We start from the raw sequence: 18,173 nt of genomic DNA on the forward strand, positions 1-18,173 counted from the left end.
CTACTCCCTTGCGAGAGTAGCGCCCCGGTCTCCCGCGAGCGGGAGGGTGTTTCGGTGCTCTTACTTGGCGTCGAGAACGTACCCGGCCTCGCCGTGCACGATCGGGTCGATGCCCGCGATCTCGTCTTCTTCGGTGACGCGGAAGCCGATGGTCTTCTCGATCGCGAAGCCGATGATGTAGGCCATGACGAACGAGTAGATCATCACCGTGAAGGCGGCGATGGCCTGCACGAGCAGCTGCGTCGCCGAGCCGCTGTAGATGAGGCCGGTGCCGTTGGCGAAGAAGCCCAGGTACAGGGTTCCGATGAGACCACCGATGAGGTGGATGCCCACGACGTCGAGCGAGTCGTCGAAGCCGAGCTTGAACTTCAGGTCGACAGCGAGCGCGCAGAGCGCACCGGCGAGCAGGCCCAGCACGATCGCCCACACGGGGGTGAGCGAGGCGCACGCGGGGGTGATCGCGACGAGACCCGCCACCGCACCCGAGGCCGCGCCGATCGAGGTCGGCTTGCCGTCCTTGATCTTCTCGACGATGAGCCAGGCGAGCAGCGCCGCGGCAGGCGCCGCGATCGTGTTCACGAAGGCGAGAGCGGCGACGCCGTCAGCGGCGAGCTCCGAGCCGGCGTTGAAGCCGAACCAGCCGAACCACAGCAGGCCGGCGCCGAGCAGCACGAAGGGCGGGTTGTGGGGAACGTGCGCACCCTTGGCGAAGCCGACGCGCTTGCCGAGCACGAGGGCGAGGGCCAGGGCCGCCGCACCCGCGTTGATGTGCACGGCGGTTCCACCGGCGAAGTCGATCGCGCCGACGCCGAAGAACTCCTGCATGCCGTACGTGATCCAGCCGCCGTCGGTGAAGGCGAGCGTCTCGGGGTCGAGCGTGAAGTTGAAGACCCAGCTGGCGACCGGGAAGTAGACGATGGTCGCCCACAGGCCCGCGAACAGCATCCAGGCACCGAACTTCGCCCGGTCAGCGATGGCACCCGAGATGAGCGCCACGGTGATGATGGCGAAGGTCGCCTGGAAGGCGGCGAAGGCGAGCGGCGGGAAGGCCGCGCCCTCGGGCACCTCGAGCAGGCTCGCGAGGCCGATGGCGCCCGTGTCGATGCCGATGAGGCCGTCGATGCCCACGTTGTTGGCGAACGTGATCGCGTAGCCGTAGAGCACCCAGAGCACGCCGATCAGGCCGATCGCACCGAAGCTCAGCATCATCATGCTGATGACGCTCTTGGCCTTGACGAGTCCTCCGTAGAAGAACGCGAGTCCGGGAGTCATGAGCAGCACGAGCGCTGCGCAGATGAGGAGGAAGGCGGTATTGCCCTGATCCATGTCAAACCTCTCTTACCGTGGCAAAGGGACTGCCCGACTCGAGGACTCAGGTGCGGGACGAGACTCCCCCGGCGAGTCCGGGCACACGCCCAGTGTCGAGTGAGGAGGTTTCGGCAGGAGTGTCGCGATGTTTCTCGGGTGTTACACGCGTGGCCCGCAGGTAAACATCGCGTTTCGCGGATGCTCGAAAGCGCTAGGAGCTCGCCCTGTCGTCACCGAACACATCAGGGATGCCGTCGCCGTCGGCATCGACCTTTTCGTCGGCGAGTTGCCGCTTGTAGTGGCGGTTGCGCGCGCCGAGCAGCAACACGGCGAGCACGGCCGCGATGAGCGAACCGAGCAGGATTCCGACCTTGCCGACGTCGTCGAGAGGCGAGCCCTGGCCGAAGCTGAGCTCGCTGATGAGCAGCGAGACCGTGAAGCCCATGCCGGCGAGCAGCGCGAGGCCGATGAGGTCGACCCACTTCACGCCCCGCGGCAGCGCGACGCCCGGCAGTCGAGTGACGAGCCAGGTCGCCGCCGTGATGCCCACCGCCTTGCCGACGACGAGCCCGACCATGATGCCGATCGCGATCGGGCTCGAGACGGCCGCGACCAGGCCGTCCCAGCCGCCGACGGCAACGCCGGCCGAGAAGAAGGCGAACACGGGCACCGCGACGCCCGCGCTCAACGGGCGGTAGCGGTGCTCGAAGGTCTCGGCGAGCCCCATGCGCGGCCCGAGGCCGTCGTCGTCGCCCCCGCGGGCGCGCACGGGCACGGTGAAGGCGAGCAGCACGCCCGCGACGGTCGCATGCACCCCCGACTCGAACATGAAGAACCAGACGACGATGCCGATCGGCAGCAGGATGAACCACGCCGCCGTCTCGCGCACCCGGAAGAACTCCTGGAACCGTTGCGCGAGCAGGCCGTAGACCGCGAGGCCGATGAACGACGCCAGCAGGAACACGGGTTCGAGATCGGTCGTGTAGAAGAACGCGATGATCGTGATCGCGATGAGGTCGTCGACGACAGCGAGCGTCAGCAGGAAGGTTCGCAGGGCGAGCGGCAGCGCCGTGCCGACCACGGCCAGCACGGCGAGCGCGAAGGCGATGTCGGTCGCGACGGGGATCGCCCATCCGCGCAGCGCCTCGGGGCCGTCGTCGAGCACGATCGCGACATAGATGATCGCCGGAACCACGCCGCCGCCGATCGCGGCGACGACCGGAACGAGGGCCTTGCGCGGATCGCGCAGCTCGCCCGCGACGAACTCGCGCTTGAGCTCGAGCCCGGCGAGAAAGAAGAAGATCGCGAGCAGGGCATCCGCCGCGAACTTGCCGACCGAGATCTCCCAGAACAGCTCGCCGAAGCTGATCTGCAGGTAGGTGGCGCGCAGCCCGAAGTACCCCTCGCCCCACGCCGAGTTGGCGACGATGAGCGCCAGCACGGTCGCGGCGAGCAGCAGGAAGCCGCCGACCGTCTCGCGCTGCAGGATGCGCTCGATCCACAACGATTCGCGGTAGCGGCGCTCGGGGCCGCTCAACGGTGCGGGGGGCGACTGCTCGATGGGGGCGCTCTGGGCGGTCATGCGGCCTTCCGGGGGTCGATGATCAGGATGCTCTCGAGACGTCTCGAGAGGCCGACCAGTCTTCCCGGCGCTCCGTTCTCCAGTCTAGGCGGTGCTCAGGCGGCCGCCGTCGTGAGCGCGATCATGCGCGACGTCGCCCGCAGGTACTTCTTGCGGTAGCCGCCCGCGAGCATCTCGTCGGGGAAGACCTGATCGAGCGGCAGCCCCGTGGCGTGGATGCGCACCTGGGCGTCGTACAGGCGGTCGACGAGAGCGACGAGGCGCAACGCATCCGTCTGGTTCGACAGCACCTCGACATCGGTGAGCCCGATGGCCTCGAGACCGTCGATGAGGCCGACGTAGCGGCTCGGGTGCACGGTCGAGAGGTGGCGCAGCACGTCGCGAAAGCCATCGACGGTCACCGGGCCGGTCTCGGCCGCGATGCGACTCGAGAAATCCGCGGGGCTCAGCGTGACGGCGTGGCCCTCGATGTCGCGCTTGCGGTAGTCCTCGCCGTCGATGCGCACGGTCGTGAAGCGGTCGGCGAGAGCGTGGATCTCGCGCAAGAAGTCCTGCGCGGCGAACCGCCCCTCGCCGAGTGCGTGCGGCGGCGTGTTCGAGGTCGCGGCGATGCGCGAGCCGCTCGCCACGAGCTCGCCGAGCAGGCGCGACATGACCATGGTGTCGCCCGGGTCATCGAGCTCGAACTCATCGATCGCGATGAGCGATGCCCCGCGAAAGTGCGCGACCGCCTCGCGGTAGCCGAGCGCGCCGACGATGGCGGTGTACTCGATGAAGGTGCCGAAGTACTTTCGGCCCCTCGTGCGGTGCCAGAGCGCGGCGAGCAGGTGGGTCTTGCCCACGCCGAACCCGCCGTCGAGGTACACGCCCGGCTTGGCGACGGGTGCGGCTGGCTTGCGCGAGAAGAGCCCACGAGCGGGTGCCGGGCTCTCGCTCGAGAACAGCCGCATCGCCTCGACCGCCGCGGCCTGCGAGGGGTAGCGCTCGTCGGGCACGTAGTTCTCGAGGCTCGCACCCGCGAACTGCGGCGGCGGGCTCAAGTGGCCGACGAGCTCGGCGGCGGTCATCCCGGGCTGACGGTCGATCAGTCGTGCCGCGGTCGTCGTGGGTTCCACCGTCATCGTTCGCCCTCGGGCTCGTCGCACTCCGTCATGTGAGGTCGGCGCCCAGCCGGAGTGCGTAGATTTCTCGGTGGGCGGTGTTCCCCAGTTTACCGCCGTGAAGAGAGGCCCCCATGACCGTCGCATTCGACCCCGCCGAGAAGTTCCAGGCCTACGCGCACCCCGAGCGCCTCGTCTCGACCGCCTGGCTCGAGGCGAACCTGAGCACCCCGGGACTCGTGGTCGTCGAGAGCGATGAAGACGTGCTGCTCTATGAGACCGGGCACATCCCCGGAGCCGTGAAGGTCGACTGGCACACCGAGCTCAACGACCCGGTCGTGCGCGACTACGTCGACGGGGCCGGCTTCGCCCGTCTCATGAGCGCGAAGGGCATCACGCGCGACACGACCGTCGTCATCTACGGCGACCGCAGCAACTGGTGGGCCTCGTACGCCCTCTGGGTCTTCACGCTCTTCGGGCACGCCGATGTGCGGCTGCTCGACGGCGGCCGCGACCGCTGGGTCGCGGAGGGCCGCCCGCTCACGACCGAGACGCCTGTTCCCATCGCCGTCGACTACCCCGTCGTCGAGCGCGACGACCGCGGCGTGCGCGCGTTCAAAGACGATGTGCTCGCCCACCTCGGCAAGCCGCTCATCGACGTGCGCTCGCTCGAGGAGTACACGGGCGAGCGCACCCACATGCCCTCGTACCCGCAAGAGGGCGCCCTGCGCGGGGGCCACATCCCGACCGCGGCGAGCGTGCCGTGGTCGCGCGCCGCGAACGACGACGGCACCTTCCGCTCGGCCGACGAGCTCAGTGCGATCTACCGCGACGAGGCCGGCATCAACGACGCCGACGACGTCGTCACCTACTGCCGCATCGGTGAGCGCTCGAGCCACACCTGGTTCGTGCTCGCCCACCTGCTGGGCGTGCCGCGCGTGCGCAACTACGACGGCTCGTGGACGGAGTGGGGCAGCGCCGTGCGCGTGCCGATCGCGGTGGGCGCCGAGCCCGGCGCGGCACCCGGCCGGTAGCCTGATCGCGTGACCGACCTGCCCGCGCCGCTCGCCGAGATCCGCGACGACTTCCTCTCCTTCAGCGAGAAAGACCGCCTGCAGCTGCTGCTCGAGTTCTCGAACGAGCTTCCCGCGCTGCCTGAGCGCTACCGCGATCACCCCGAGCTGCTCGAGCGCGTCGAGGAGTGCCAGTCGCCCGTCTACCTCTTCGTCGAGGTCTCGCCCGAGGGCCGGGTCGACGTGCACGCGACCGCGCCCGCCGAGGCGCCGACCACGCGCGGCTTCGCCTCGATCCTCGCGCAGGGGCTCAGCGGCCTCGATGCCGTCGACGTGCTCGCCGTTCCCGACGACTTCCCCCTGCAGCTCGGCCTCACCGCCGCGGTGAGCCCGCTGCGGCTCAACGGCATGTCGGGCATGCTCTGGCGCATCAAGCGGCAGGTCGGCGAGAAGACGTCGGCGTGACGCTGCGGCGGGTCGTGCCGGTCGAGGGCGGCGCCCTCGAGACCGAGCATCCGGATGCCCGCAGCACCCTGCTCGCCTGGTACGCCCCGCACGGCCGCGAGCGGGTGCGGCTCACGCTCGTCGCGACCCTCGACGGTCGCGCTGCCGGCCCCGACGGCACCTCGGAGTCGCTCACGTCGCGCACCGACCGCATGATCCTCGGGGTGATCCGCGAGCATGCCGACGTCGTACTCGTGGGCGCCGAGACCGTGCGGCGTGAGGGGCTGCGCCGCCCGCGGCGCGCGGCGATCGCGGTCGTCTCGGCGACCGGCGATCTCAGCGGCCACCGGTTCGACGAGCCGCCCCGCCACGGCGGGGCGCATCCTGCCGTCATCATGCTGACGACGCGCGCGGGGGCGCTGCTCGCCGCCCAGACCGCGCCGATGGCCGAGGTCATCGAGCTGCCCGGCGATGATCGCGGCAGGCTGCGTGCGGCCGACCTCATCGGCGCCCTCGGCGAACGAGGGCTGCACGCCATCGCGGTCGAGGGCGGTCCCGCCCTCGCGACGCAGCTGCTCGAGGCGGGCCTGGTCGATGAACTGTGCCTCACGGTCATGCCGCGTCTCGGCGGTGCCGCCCTGCCCCTGCTCGGCGCCGCGATGCCGCCGCTCAACCCGATGGGGCTGCGTCAGCTGCTCGTGGACGACGCGGGCGCGCAGTTCGGGCGCTGGTCGCTGCGGCCGTAGCGCCCGAGAGTCCCTGGTCGGCGAGCCACACGCGCATCGCGCGCTCCCACCGCTCGGCGTCGAAGTTCCAGAGCTTCGTGTGGCGGGCGGTCGCGAAGCGCTCGAGCCGCACGACGTCGGGGCGCGCGACGGCGAGGGCGGCGCTGCCGTCGATGGGCACGTAGCCGTCGTGGTCGCTGTGCAGCAGCAGCATCGGGATGCGCAGCGTCGCCGCGCGCGCGAGCACGTCGAGGCGCGCGAAGTCGATGGGCTCGGCGAGGCCCACCCACTGCGAGGCGACGCCCGAGCCCAGCACGGCGAGCGCGGCATCGCGCACGGCTGCCGGCAGGCGCGCGGCATCGGCCTGAAATCGCAGCACCGACAACCAGTCGACCACGGGCGACTCGAGCACGACGCCGTCGACGTGCTCGGCGAGCGGCGAGCGGGTGATGCACTGCAGCACGGTCGCGCCGCCCATCGACCAGCCCATGAGCACGATGCGGCGCGCGCCCTGCTGCCGCGCGGCGGCGATCGCGGCCTCGACATCGCGCCACTCCTCGTCGCCGAGCGCGTAGCGGCCGTCGTGGCTCGGTGGAGCATCCCCGTCGTTGCGATAGCTGATCAGCAGGCAGCGGAACCCGGCCGCGCGCAGCACGCCGACGGCGCGCAAGCCCTCTGACCGCGTGACGCCCCGGCCGTGCACGACGATCGCCCAGGCGTCAGACGGCCGCTCGGCGTCGATGCGCCAGGCGGGCGCGACGCCCACGGGGGTCGCGATGCCGACCTCGACGAACGGCAGCCCGAGATCGGCGGGCGTCAAGTACCACCACCCCGCCCATCGACCGTGGGATGCGCGCTCGAGGTCGCCCCGCTGCACGCCCTCGAGGCGCCGCAGCACCGTGCGGTCGTCCTGCTCGAGCACCTCGGCCACGCGCGCGTGCCCGCGATCGTGGTCGAACCAGAGGCTGTAGCGCCCCGCAACCTCGGTATCGGGGGTGCGGCCGAGCCGCACCGTCGAGGCCTCCAGGTCGACGGCGACGATCGGAACGTCGTAGCGGCGTCGGCGCGGCGGGGTGACGACGTCGCGCGCGACGCGCACGGCGACGAGGCCCGCGCCGAGCAGCCCCGCACCGGCCGCGACCAGCAGCACGGCGGCCGCGCGGGCGAGCGCGCGGCGTCGCCCCCTCACGCGCGCCTCGGCGGGCGGCAGAGCAGCAGAACGGCGAGTCTCACGCTTCGACGGTAGCAAGTGCGCCTAGTCTGCACACGTGTCTCCCGCCACGGCCACAGAGCCGACGCCGCAGGCCGTCTTCGACGGGCTCATCGCCTCGGTCGGTCGAGCGCGGTTGCGCGACGAGCTCGAGGTCTCAACGATCCCCGCTCCTGGGGGGCTCGCGCCGTTCTCGCACGCTCTCGCAGCCGATGTGAACCCCGCCCGGCACGCCGACGACTCCGACCTCGGCACGGGGCGGCTCATCATCCTCTTCGACCCGGCCGCGCCCGAGGGCTGGGGCGGCCCCGTGCGGGTCATCTGCTACGCGCAAGCCCCCCTCGAGACCGAGATCGGGCTCGACCCCTTCGTCGCCGACGTCGCGTGGTCGTGGCTCGTCGATGCGCTCTCGGCACGTGGCGCGCGCTACACGGCCGCGAGCGGCACGGCGACCAAGGTGCTCTCGACGGGATACGGCGAGCTGGCCGGGCAGGGCAGCGGCGCGCAGATCGAGCTGCGCGCCTCGTGGACCCCCCTCGACGACGACCTCGCGGCGCACGTCGAGGGCTGGGCCGAGCTGCTGTGCATGGTCGCGGGCTACCCGCCGGCCGCAGAGGGCGTGGCGGTGCTGCCGCCGAGACGGGGTTCTCGTGGCTGAGCGTCCGCCCGTCACCGACCCCTTCGCCGTTCCCCCGCCGATCGAGCGACCCGCACGACCCGCGCCGACCGGGCCCGCGCAGCGGTCGTCGCGCGACCCGGAGGCCGCCGCAGCCGTTGCGGCCCTCCCGACCGCGACGCTCGCACGTACCCCGCACGTCATCGACACCCGCGACGAGTACCTCACGGCGGTCGCCGAGCTCGCCGCCGCGAGCGGGCCGGTGGCGGTGGATGCCGAGCGCGCGAGCGGGTTCCGCTATTCGCAGCGGGCCTACCTCATCCAGGTGTTCCGCCGAGGCGCCGGTACCTTCCTGTTCGATCCGCCCGCGATCGGCTCGTTCGCCGAGCTGCAGGCGGCGATCGGCGAGGTTGAGTGGGTGCTGCACGCCGCGAGCCAAGACCTGCCGTGCCTGCGCGAGGTCGGCCTCGACCCCGTGCTCGTGTTCGACACCGAGCTCGGCGCCCGCCTCGCGGGCATGCCCCGCGTGGGGCTCGGGGCCGTCGTCGAAGAGACCCTGGGGCTGCACCTCGCCAAAGAGCACTCCGCTGCCGACTGGTCGACGCGCCCCCTGCCCGACTCGTGGCTCACGTACGCCGCGCTCGATGTCGAGCTTCTCGTCGATGTGCGCGACCGCATCGCCGAGCGGCTCGATGCCGCCGGCAAGAGCACGATCGCCGCGCAAGAGTTCGCGGCCGTGCTCGCGAAGCCCGCAGCAGAACCCAAGGCCGAGCCGTGGCGCCGGCTCTCGGGCATCTCAACCGTGCGGGGTCAGCGCGCCCTCGCGGTCGCGCGCGAACTGTGGCGCGCACGCGATGCCTACGCGCAGGAGGTCGACACCGCTCCCGGGCGCCTGCTGCCCGATGCCTCGATCGTGGCCGCGGCTCGCGCGCCGCTCGCCTCCAAACGCGAGCTCGCGGCGCTCAAGACCTTCATGGGCAGGGCCAGCCGTGCGCAGATCGATCGGTGGTGGGCAGCGATCGAGACCGGTCTCGCGACCGACGACCTGCCGTCGCACCGCAGCTCGGAAGAGAGCATCCCGCCCCCGCGGTCATGGGCAGACCGCAGTCCCGAGGCCGACCGGCGCTACCGGGCCGTGCGCCCCCGCCTGCAGCAGATCGCCGACGGTGTCGGCCTCCCCGTCGAGAACCTGTTGACGCCCGAGCACGTGCGGCGCATCGCCTGGAATCCTCCGGCCGAATCGAGCCCGACAGCGATCGGCGACGCGCTCGCGGCGATCGGCGCGCGCCCCTGGCAGATTGACGCAACCGCACAGGCGATCGCCGAAGCCTTTGTCGAGGCGCTCCAAGAGCCGGTCGCGGGCCCCGACGCCGCTTCGTAGGAACACGCAGGGGTTCCGACCCCCTCGCACCCCTCTCCCTAGGCTGAGCGGCAGACCATCAACCCCTGGGAGGCACCACCGTGGCTGAACGAGCCGATGTCGTATTCGTAGACGGGGTCCGCACGCCGTTCGGGCGCGCGGGCGAGAAGGGCATGTACTGGAACACCCGGGCCGACGACCTCATCGTCAAGGCCATGATCGGGCTGCTCGAGCGCAACCCCTCGCTGCCGAAAGACCGCGTCGACGAGGTCGCGATCGCGGCGACGACGCAGGTCGGAGACCAGGGCCTGACGCTCGGCCGCACCGCCGCGATCCTCGCGGGCCTGCCGCTCAGCGTGCCCGGCTACGCCATCGACCGCATGTGCGCGGGCGCCATGACCTCGGTGACCACGACCGCGGGCGGCATCGCCTTCGGCGCGTACGACGTCGCGATCGCGGGCGGCGTCGAGCACATGGGGCGCCACCCCATGGGCTTCGGTGCCGACCCGAACCCCCGTTTCGTCGCCGAGAAGCTCGTGAGCGGCGACGCGCTCAACATGGGCCTCACCGCCGAGCGCCTGCACGACCGGTTCCCGGCTCTCACGAAAGAGCGTGCCGACCGCTTCGGCATGCGCAGCCAGCAGAAGGTCGCCGCGGCCTACGCCGCCGGCAAGATCCAGCCCGACCTCGTGCCCGTCGCGCTGCGTAGCGAGACCGGGTACGGGCTCGCGACCACCGACGAAGGCCTCCGGCCCGAGACGACCATGGAGGGCCTCGCAGGGCTCAAGACGCCGTTCCGCCCGCACGGGCGCGTCACCGCGGGCAACGCCTCCCCGCTCACCGACGGTGCCACCGTGAGCCTGCTCGCGAGCGCGGATGCCGCGAAAGAGCTCGGCCTGTCGACGAAGATGCGCCTCGTGAGCTTCGCCTACGCGGGCGTGGCCCCCGAGGTCATGGGCATCGGCCCCATCCCCTCGACCGAGAAGGCGCTGAAGAAGGCGGGGCTCACGATCGACGACATCGGTCTGTTCGAGCTCAATGAGGCCTTCGCCGTGCAGGTGCTGAGCCTGCTCGACCACTTCGGCATCGACGACGACGATCCGCGCGTCAATCCCTGGGGCGGCGCGATCGCCCTCGGCCACCCGCTCGCCAGCTCGGGAGTGCGCCTCATGATCCAGCTGGCCCGCCAGTTCGAGGAGCGCCCCGACGTGCGCTACGGCCTCACCGCGATGTGCGTGGGCCTCGGCCAGGGCGGCAGCGTCATCTGGGAGAACCCGCACTACACCGGAAAGAAGGCGTGACTGTGGCGACCACGAGCGCAACCGCGCAGTACTCCCCCGACCAGTTTGACGAGCTGCGCGCTCTGAGTGACGACGAGGTCGTCACGCACAGCTACGTGCGCGACGTGCCGCTGCCGAGCGGCGGGATGCTCGCCCTCGTCACCCTCGACAACGGCCGCGACCACACGCGGCCGAGCACCCTCGGCCCCGAGGGGCTCATGCAGCTCGCCGGGGTGCTCGACGCGCAGAAGGCGCGCGCTGCCGCGGGCGAGATCCGCGCGCTCGCGATCACGGGCAAACCGTTCATCCTCGCCGCGGGGGCCGACCTCTCGAAAGTCGGCGACATCCCGAGCTACGAGGCCGGCCTGCAGATGGCGCAATTGGGCCACTACGCGCTCGGCAAGCTCGGCGAGCTCGGCGTGCCGTCGTTCTGCTTCATCAACGGGCTCGCGCTCGGCGGCGGCGTCGAGGTCGCGCTCAACTGCGACTACCGCACGCTCGATTCGAGCGCGGCGGCGCTCGCGCTGCCCGAGGTGTTCCTCGGCATCATCCCCGGCTGGGGCGGCGCGTGGCTGCTGCCGAACCTCATCGGCATCGAGAACGCCCTCAAGGTCGTCGTCGAGAACCCGCTCAAGAACAACCGCACACTCAAGCCCGCCGAGGCCTTCGAGCTCGGCATGGCCGACGTGCTGCTGTCGCCCGCGAACTTCCTGGAGGACTCGATCCGCTGGGCCGACGGTGTGCTCGCCGGCTCCGTGAAGGTCAAGCGGCCGAACGAGCCCGGCAAGCTCGAGCGCGCGGTGAAGTGGGATATCGCGATCGGCATCGCCCGCCAGACGCTCGAGAAGCGCCTCGGCACGGTCGCGAAGTCGCCCTATGCGGCTCTCGAGCTGCTCGCCGCCGCTAAGAACACCTCCAAGGCCGAAGGGTTCGCTGCCGAGGACAAGGCCCTGGCAGACCTCGTCGCGGGCGACCAGTTTCGCGCATCCATCTACGCCTTCAACCTCGTGCAGAAGCGCGCCAAGAAGCCCGCGGGGGCGCCCGACAGGGCGCTCGCGAAGAAGGTGACGAAGGTGGGCGTGCTCGGCGCCGGGCTCATGGCGAGCCAGTTCGCGCTGCTCTTCCTGCGCCGCCTGCAGGTGCCGGTCATCATCACCGACCTCGACCAGGCGCGCGTCGACAAGGGGCTCGACTACATCCGCGGCGAGATCGACGGCCTGCTGCAGAAGGGCCGCATCGACGCCGACGAGGCCAACCGGCTCAACGCGCTGCTCACCGGCACGACCGACAAGGCCGACTTCGCCGACTGCGACTGGGTCATCGAGGCGGTGTTCGAAGAGCTCTCGATCAAGCAGGACGTCTTCGCCGAGATCGAGCAGCACATCTCGCCCGAGGCCGTGCTCGCCACGAACACCTCGTCGCTCTCGGTCGAGCAGATCGGCGCGAAGCTGAAGAACCCCGAGCGGGTCGTGGGCTTCCACTTCTTCAACCCCGTCGCCGTCATGCCCCTCATCGAGGTCGTCAACACCCCCGCGACCGACGAGGCCACGCTCGCCACGGCCATGGCCACGGCGCAGGCGCTGCGCAAGAACGCCGTCATCACCGCCGACACGCCCGGGTTCGTCGTCAACCGCATCCTCGCCAAGGTGCTCGGCGAGGCGATGCACGCCGTCGAGCTCGGCACCCCGTTCGAGACCGTCGTCGAGGCGCAGCGTCACTTCGGGTTGCCGATGGACCCCTTCGTGCTGCTCGACCTCGTCGGGCTCAAGGTCGGCGCGCACGTGCTCGACACCCACCACACGGCGTTCCCCGACCGCTTCTTCGAGTCGCGCGCCCTGCACGAGCTCGCCGAAGCGGGCGTGCTGCTCGAGAAGGACGCGAAGGGGCAGGCCAAGGGCATCGACAAGAAGGCCGTGGCGATCGTCGCGAAGCACCGGCCCGACGGCGCGCAGCCGTACACCGTGGCCGAGCTGACCGCCCGGCTCGAGGACGGCCTCGCTGACGAGATCCATCGCATGCTCGACGACGGCGTCGTCGCGGCGGCGGAAGACATCGACCTGTGCATGATCCTCGGCGCAGGATGGCCGTTCCAGATGGGCGGCGTCACGCCGTTCCTCGACCGGGTCGGCGCCTCCGAGCGCGCGTTCGGCGGCGCCTTCCACAAGCCGCGCATCCGCGGCATCCGCTGAAGCTGAGCGGCGACCTCCGTCCGTCGGAGGTCGCCGCTAGCCTGCCGGCATGACCGCCGACACCGTCTACTACGTCGCCCAGAGCCTCGACGGCTTCGTCGCCGATCGTGACGAGGCCCTCGACTGGCTCCTCGCCTTCGGCTTCGACGACTTCCAGCAGCAGTACGACACGTTCCTCAGCCACGTCGGCGCCATCGTCATGGGTGCCGGCACGCTGCGCTGGCTCGCTGCCGAGGGCGAACCGTGGGGCTACACGGGCACACCGACGTGGGTCGTGAGCGGTTCCGACGCGCTGCCCGCGATCGCGGGCGCCCAGTACGAGCAGGTCGCCGACCCGGTCACGGCCGTCGCGGCGGCTCGCGCGGCGGCCGCAGGGCGCGACGTGTGGGTCGTGGGCGGCGGTCGGCTCGCGGGCTCCCTCGTCGACGCGGGGCTGCTCGACCGCCTGCACCTCACCGTGATGCCGGTCACGCTCGGCGCCGGAACCCGGGTGCTGCCGCACGGCGCGACGAGCATCCCCTGGCACCTCGAATCGGCGCAGCCGATCGGTTCGGCGGGTGCGGTCGAGCTGCGCTATCGCGCGCGCTCGTCGTGATCGACGCTCGCGCCGTGCTCGTCGGGTAACGGCCGCGCGACGGGGATGCGCGTGCCGAGAACCTGGGCCACGAGATCGCGAGCGATCGCCTGCGAGGTGAGGCCGACGCGCTCGAGGATCTCGTCGCGCGTCGCGTGCTCGAGGAACTCGTCGGGGAGCCCGAGCTCATCGACCGCCGTGTCGACGCCCGCGGCGCGGAGGTCTTGCCGGATGCGCGTGCCGATGCCGCCGACCCGCACACCGTCTTCGATGCTGACGAGAATGCGGTGATCGCGCGCGAGCTCGATGACGCTGCCGGGCACCGGCACGACCCAGCGCGGGTCGACGACGGTCGCGCCGATGCCCTGGTCGGCCAGTCGCTCGGCGACCTCGAGGCCGATCTTCGCCATCGGGCCGACCGTGACGATGAGCACGTCCTTGTGCGGAGCCTCGCGCAGCACGTCGACGCCGTCGGCCGTTCTGCGCACCGCATCGAACTCGGTTCCTACCGAGCCCTTCGAGAAACGCACGACGGTCGGCGCGTCGTCGACGGCGACGGCCTCGCCGAGCTGCTCGCGCAGTCGGGTCGCGTCACGCGGTGCGGCGAGCCGGATGTTCGGCACGACCTGCAGAATCGAGAGATCCCACATGCCGTGGTGGCTGGCCCCATCGGGGCCGGTGACACCCGCGCGGTCGAGCACGAAGGTGACGCCCGCCTTGTGCAGCGCGACATCCATGAGCACCTGGTCGAAGGCGCGGTTGATGAACGTCGCGTAGACAGCGACCACCGGGTGCATGCCGCCGAAAGCGAGCCCCGCCGCTGAGGCCACCGCGTGCTGTTCGGCGATGCCGACGTCGATGATGCGGTCGGGGTGCTTCTCGGCGAGCTTGTGCAGCCCGGTCGGCCGCAGCATCGCGGCGGTGATGCCGACGATGCGGCGATCCTTGTCGGCGAGGGCAACGATCTCGTCGGCGAACACCGAGGTCCACGACGGTCGGCTCGCCTGCTCGATCGACTCTCCGGTCTCGGGGTCGATCTGACCGACCGCGTGGAACTGGTCGGCGACATCGGCGAGGGCGGGCTCGTAGCCCTTGCCCTTCTGCGTGATCGCGTGCACGATGACGGGCGCGCTGTACTCCTTCGCCTGGCGCAGCGCGCGCTCGACGTCTTTCAGGTCGTGCCCGTCGATGGGCCCGATGTACTTGATGTCGAGGTTCGAGTACAGCGCCTCGTTGTTCGTGAAGCGCGAGAGAAAGCCGTGCAGACCGCCCCGCACGCCGCGGTACACAGCGCGGCCGGGAGCCCCGAAGAACCCGAACGCACGCTCGGTGCCGCGCCGGAACCGGTAGTACGAGCGGCGTGTGCGCACGGTCGACAAGAATCGCGCCATGCCGCCGATCGTCGGGGCGTACGAGCGGCCGTTGTCGTTGACGACGATGACGAGGTTGCGACTGTTGTCGTCGCTGATGTTGTTGAGCGCCTCCCACGTCATGCCGCCCGTGAGGGCACCATCGCCGACGACGGCGATGACGTGACGGTCGTCTTGCCCCGTCATCTCGAAGGCACGCGAGATGCCGTCGGCCCAGCTGAGCGAGCTCGACGCGTGCGAGCTCTCGACGATGTCGTGCTCGCTCTCCGAGCGCTGCGGGTAACCGGCGAGGCCGCCCTTCTGCCGCAGCAGCGAGAAGTCTTGCCGGCCGGTGAGCAGCTTGTGCACGTACGACTGGTGCCCCGTGTCCCACACGATCGCATCGCGCGGCGATTCGAAGACGCGGTGGATGCCCAGCGTGAGTTCGACGACGCCGAGGTTCGGGCCCAGGTGGCCGCCGGTCTTCGAGACCTCGGCGACGAGGAAGCGACGGATCTCCTCGGCCAGCTCGACCATCTGCGACTCCGTGAGAGCGTCGAGATCGCGGGGGGTTCGGATCGTGTCGAGCAGTGCCATTTCCCTACTCTACGGGAGCGTGCTGAGGAGGCGGCCCGTCGGCGCACGCCAGTTGCTGAGCGTTCGCCGACGGTTCGCTGAGTTGCTAGACGAGGCTCCGCAGCACGTACTGCAGGATCCCGCCGTTGCGGTAGTAGTCGGCCTCACCGGGGGTGTCGATGCGCACGACGGCGTCGAACGCGACCGGCGCCTTGCCCTCGGGCGAGTGCGCACTCGGCGTCGCCGTCACGCGGACGGTGCGCGGCGTGGTTCCCGCGTTGAGCTCGGTGATGCCCGAGATCGAGACCTCTTCGGTGCCGTCGAGTCCCAGGCTGTCGGCCGACTCGCCGGCGGGGAACTGCAGCGGGATCACGCCCATGCCGATCAGGTTCGAGCGGTGGATGCGCTCGAAGCTCTCGGCGATGACGGCCTTGACGCCCAGCAGACTCGTACCCTTCGCGGCCCAGTCGCGGCTCGAGCCCGATCCATACTCTTTGCCCGCGAAGATGACGAGGGGAACCCCCGCTGCCTGGTAGCGCTCGCTCGCGTCGTAGATGAACGCCTGCGGAGCATCCGGCTGCGTGAAGTCGCGCGTGAAGCCGCCCTCGACGTTGTCGAGCAGCTGGTTCTTGAGACGGATGTTCGCGAAGGTGCCGCGGATCATGACCTCGTGGTTGCCGCGGCGCGATCCGTAGGAGTTGAAGTCCTTACGATCGACGCCGTGCTCGGTGAGGTACTGGCCCGCGGGCGAGTCGGCCTTGATCGAACCGGCTGGGCTGATGTGGTCGGTCGTCACCGAGTCGCCGAGCTTCGCGAGCACGCGCGCGCCCGCGATGTCGGTCACCGGCGACGTCTCGAGCGTCATGCCATCGAAGTACGGGGGCTTGCGCACGTAGGTCGACTCCGAGTCCCACTCGAAGGTCGCGCCGTCGGGCGTCGGCAGCGAGCGCCAGCGCTCGTCGCCCTCGAACACCGAGGCGTACTGGTGGTCGAACATGCCCGTGTCGATCGACGAGTCGATCGTGGCCTGCACCTCGGCCGCGTCGGGCCAGATGTCGCGCAGGTAGACGTCGTTGCCCTCGCGGTCGGTGCCGAGGGCATCCGCCTCGAAATCGAAGTTCATCGACCCGGCCAGGGCGTAGGCGATGACCAGCGGCGGGCTCGCGAGGTAGTTCATCTTGACGTCGGGGTTGATGCGGCCCTCGAAGTTGCGGTTTCCCGAGAGCACGGCCGTCACGGCGAGGTCGTGCTCGTTGATGGCCGTCGAGATCTCGTCGGCGAGCGGGCCCGAGTTGCCGATGCAGGTCGTGCAGCCGTAGCCGACCGTGTAGAAGCCGAGGGCCTCGAGATCGTCGGTGAGGCCGGCCTTCTCGTAGTAGTCGGTGACGACCTTCGAGCCCGGCGCGAGCGTGGTCTTGACCCACGGCTTCGCCTTCAGACCCTTCTGCGCCGCGTTGCGGGCGAGCAGACCCGCCGCGAGCATGACTGAGGGGTTCGAGGTGTTGGTGCACGAGGTGATCGCGGCGATGGTCACGGCGCCGTTGTCGAGCGTGAACTGCTCGCCGCCGACCGTGACGGGCACAGGAGTCGAGGCCGTCGTCGCGTAAGCGGGCAGCGCGGCCTCGAATGCCGACTTCGCGACCGAGAGCTCGATGCGGTCTTGCGGGCGCTTCGGGCCGGCGATCGAGGGCACGACGGTCGAGAGATCGAGCTCGAGGTACTCGCTGAAGCGGGGCTCGACGCTCGGGTCGTGCCAGAGCGACTGGAGCTTGCTGTAGGCCTCGACGAGGGCGACCTGGGCCTCGCTGCGGCCGGTGAGCCGCAGGTAGTCGAGGGTGACGTCATCGATGGGGAACATTGCGGCCGTCGAGCCGAACTCGGGGCTCATGTTGCCGATCGTGGCGCGGTTGGCCAGCGGAACAGCGGCGACGCCAGCCCCGTAGAACTCGACGAACTTGCCGACGACGCCGTGCTTGCGCAGCATCTCGGTGATCGTGAGCACGACGTCGGTCGCGGTGACGCCTGTGGGGATGGCGCCCGTGAGCTTGAACCCGACGACCTTGGGGATGAGCATCGAGACGGGCTGGCCGAGCATGGCCGCCTCGGCCTCGATGCCGCCGACACCCCAGCCAAGCACCCCGAGGCCGTTGACCATCGTCGTGTGCGAGTCGGTGCCGACGCACGTGTCGGGGTAGGCGCGCAGCACTCCCCCGACCTCGCGCGTGTAGGTGACCTTCGCGAGGTGCTCGATGTTGACCTGGTGCACGATGCCCGTACCCGGGGGCACGACCTTGAAGTCGTCGAAGGCCGTCTGGCCCCAGCGCAAGAACTGGTAGCGCTCGCCGTTGCGCTCGTATTCGATCTCGACGTTGCGCTCGAGCGCGTCGGCCGTGCCGAACAGGTCGGCGATGACCGAGTGGTCGATGACGAGCTCGGCGGGGGCGAGCGGGTTGATCTTGTTGGGGTCGCCGCCGAGGGCCGCGACCGCCTCGCGCATGGTCGCGAGGTCGACGATACAGGGAACTCCCGTGAAGTCCTGCATCACGACGCGCGCGGGCGTGAACTGGATCTCGGTGTCGGGCTCGGCGGCCGGATCCCACGAGCCGAGGGCGCGGATCTGGTCGGCCGTCACGTTGGCGCCGTCCTCGGTGCGCAGCAGGTTCTCGAGCAGCACCTTGAGGCTGAACGGCAGGGTCTCGTATCCCTCGACCGTGTCGATGCGGAAGACCTGGTAGTCCGACCCGGCGACCGAGAGGGTGTCGAGAGAATTGAAGCTGTTGACTGCAGACACGGTGGCTCCTCATTGTGCACCGGGGCGAGCGCATCCGCCGCCCCGCATCGGACTCG

14 protein-coding genes are annotated in these 18,173 nt (G+C 70.4%); 8 read left to right on the plus strand and 6 right to left on the minus strand.

Annotated features, from left to right (window positions below):
* Positions 1-60: 60 nt before the first annotated feature.
* From ACK4HH_RS01535 to zapE, 3 genes are all read right to left on the minus strand, one after another.
* A complete protein-coding gene (locus tag ACK4HH_RS01535) occupies positions 61-1,326 on the minus strand; it encodes an ammonium transporter (protein ID WP_409647650.1) in 1,266 nt (421 codons plus the stop codon).
* 193 nt (positions 1,327-1,519) lie between these two features.
* A complete protein-coding gene (gene nhaA, locus ACK4HH_RS01540) occupies positions 1,520-2,890 on the minus strand; it encodes a Na+/H+ antiporter NhaA (protein WP_409647653.1) in 1,371 nt (456 codons plus the stop codon).
* A 95-nt stretch (positions 2,891-2,985) separates the two neighbouring features.
* Positions 2,986-4,011, minus strand: coding sequence for a cell division protein ZapE (zapE, locus tag ACK4HH_RS01545; RefSeq protein ID WP_409647655.1), 1,026 nt, complete (start codon positions 4,009-4,011; stop codon positions 2,986-2,988).
* 113 nt (positions 4,012-4,124) lie between these two features.
* On the opposite strand from zapE, the gene ACK4HH_RS01550 reads away from it, so the two are divergent.
* The 3 genes from ACK4HH_RS01550 to ACK4HH_RS01560 are packed head-to-tail and all read left to right on the plus strand — an operon-like array spanning position 4,125 to position 6,193.
* The gene (locus ACK4HH_RS01550) at positions 4,125-5,024 is read left to right on the plus strand and encodes a sulfurtransferase (RefSeq protein WP_409647658.1); all 900 of its coding nucleotides are present in this window, start codon (positions 4,125-4,127) and stop codon (positions 5,022-5,024) included.
* A 9-nt stretch (positions 5,025-5,033) separates the two neighbouring features.
* Complete coding sequence (locus ACK4HH_RS01555) at positions 5,034-5,468, plus strand: SufE family protein (protein WP_409647661.1); 435 nt, start codon at positions 5,034-5,036, stop codon at positions 5,466-5,468.
* Positions 5,465-6,193, plus strand: coding sequence for a dihydrofolate reductase family protein (locus tag ACK4HH_RS01560; RefSeq protein WP_409647664.1), 729 nt, complete (start codon positions 5,465-5,467; stop codon positions 6,191-6,193). The genes ACK4HH_RS01555 and ACK4HH_RS01560 overlap by 4 nt, the downstream gene beginning before the upstream one ends.
* Here ACK4HH_RS01560 and ACK4HH_RS01565 read toward each other — a convergent pair.
* Positions 6,117-7,361, minus strand: a complete 1,245-nt coding sequence (locus ACK4HH_RS01565; RefSeq protein ID WP_409647667.1) for an alpha/beta hydrolase family protein — start codon at positions 7,359-7,361, stop codon at positions 6,117-6,119. The two genes, ACK4HH_RS01560 and ACK4HH_RS01565, sit on opposite strands and share 77 nt — an antisense overlap.
* Positions 7,362-7,440: 79 nt before the next feature.
* Between ACK4HH_RS01565 and ACK4HH_RS01570 the strand changes: the two genes are divergently transcribed.
* The 5 genes from ACK4HH_RS01570 (at position 7,441) to ACK4HH_RS01590 (ending at position 13,422) form a co-directional block, all read left to right on the plus strand.
* Positions 7,441-8,040, plus strand: a complete 600-nt coding sequence (locus ACK4HH_RS01570) for a DUF3000 domain-containing protein (protein ID WP_409647670.1) — start codon at positions 7,441-7,443, stop codon at positions 8,038-8,040.
* 160 nt (positions 8,041-8,200) lie between these two features.
* Positions 8,201-9,379 carry an HRDC domain-containing protein gene (locus ACK4HH_RS01575; RefSeq protein WP_409647979.1) on the plus strand — a complete coding sequence of 393 codons (1,179 nt, stop codon included), beginning with the start codon at positions 8,201-8,203 and terminating at the stop codon, positions 9,377-9,379.
* An 80-nt stretch (positions 9,380-9,459) separates the two neighbouring features.
* On the plus strand, positions 9,460-10,659 hold the full coding sequence (locus tag ACK4HH_RS01580; protein ID WP_409647672.1) for a thiolase family protein: 1,200 nt from the start codon (positions 9,460-9,462) through the stop codon (positions 10,657-10,659).
* A 2-nt stretch (positions 10,660-10,661) separates the two neighbouring features.
* Positions 10,662-12,827, plus strand: coding sequence for a 3-hydroxyacyl-CoA dehydrogenase NAD-binding domain-containing protein (locus ACK4HH_RS01585; protein ID WP_409647675.1), 2,166 nt, complete (start codon positions 10,662-10,664; stop codon positions 12,825-12,827).
* Positions 12,828-12,876: 49 nt separating this feature from the next.
* Entirely contained in the window at positions 12,877-13,422 is a 546-nt protein-coding gene (locus tag ACK4HH_RS01590) for a dihydrofolate reductase family protein (protein ID WP_409647678.1), read from the plus strand.
* On the opposite strand, the gene dxs is transcribed toward ACK4HH_RS01590, so the two are convergent.
* Entirely contained in the window at positions 13,401-15,347 is a 1,947-nt protein-coding gene (dxs, locus tag ACK4HH_RS01595) for a 1-deoxy-D-xylulose-5-phosphate synthase (protein ID WP_409647681.1), read from the minus strand. The two genes, ACK4HH_RS01590 and dxs, sit on opposite strands and share 22 nt — an antisense overlap.
* Positions 15,348-15,432: 85 nt before the next feature.
* A complete protein-coding gene (acnA, locus tag ACK4HH_RS01600; protein ID WP_409647684.1) occupies positions 15,433-18,117 on the minus strand; it encodes an aconitate hydratase AcnA in 2,685 nt (894 codons plus the stop codon).
* Positions 18,118-18,173 lie beyond the last annotated feature (56 nt).

The sequence above is a fragment of the Microcella sp. genome (assembly GCF_046296455.1).
In the GTDB taxonomy this organism is placed as follows: Bacteria; Actinomycetota; Actinomycetes; order Actinomycetales; family Microbacteriaceae; genus Microcella.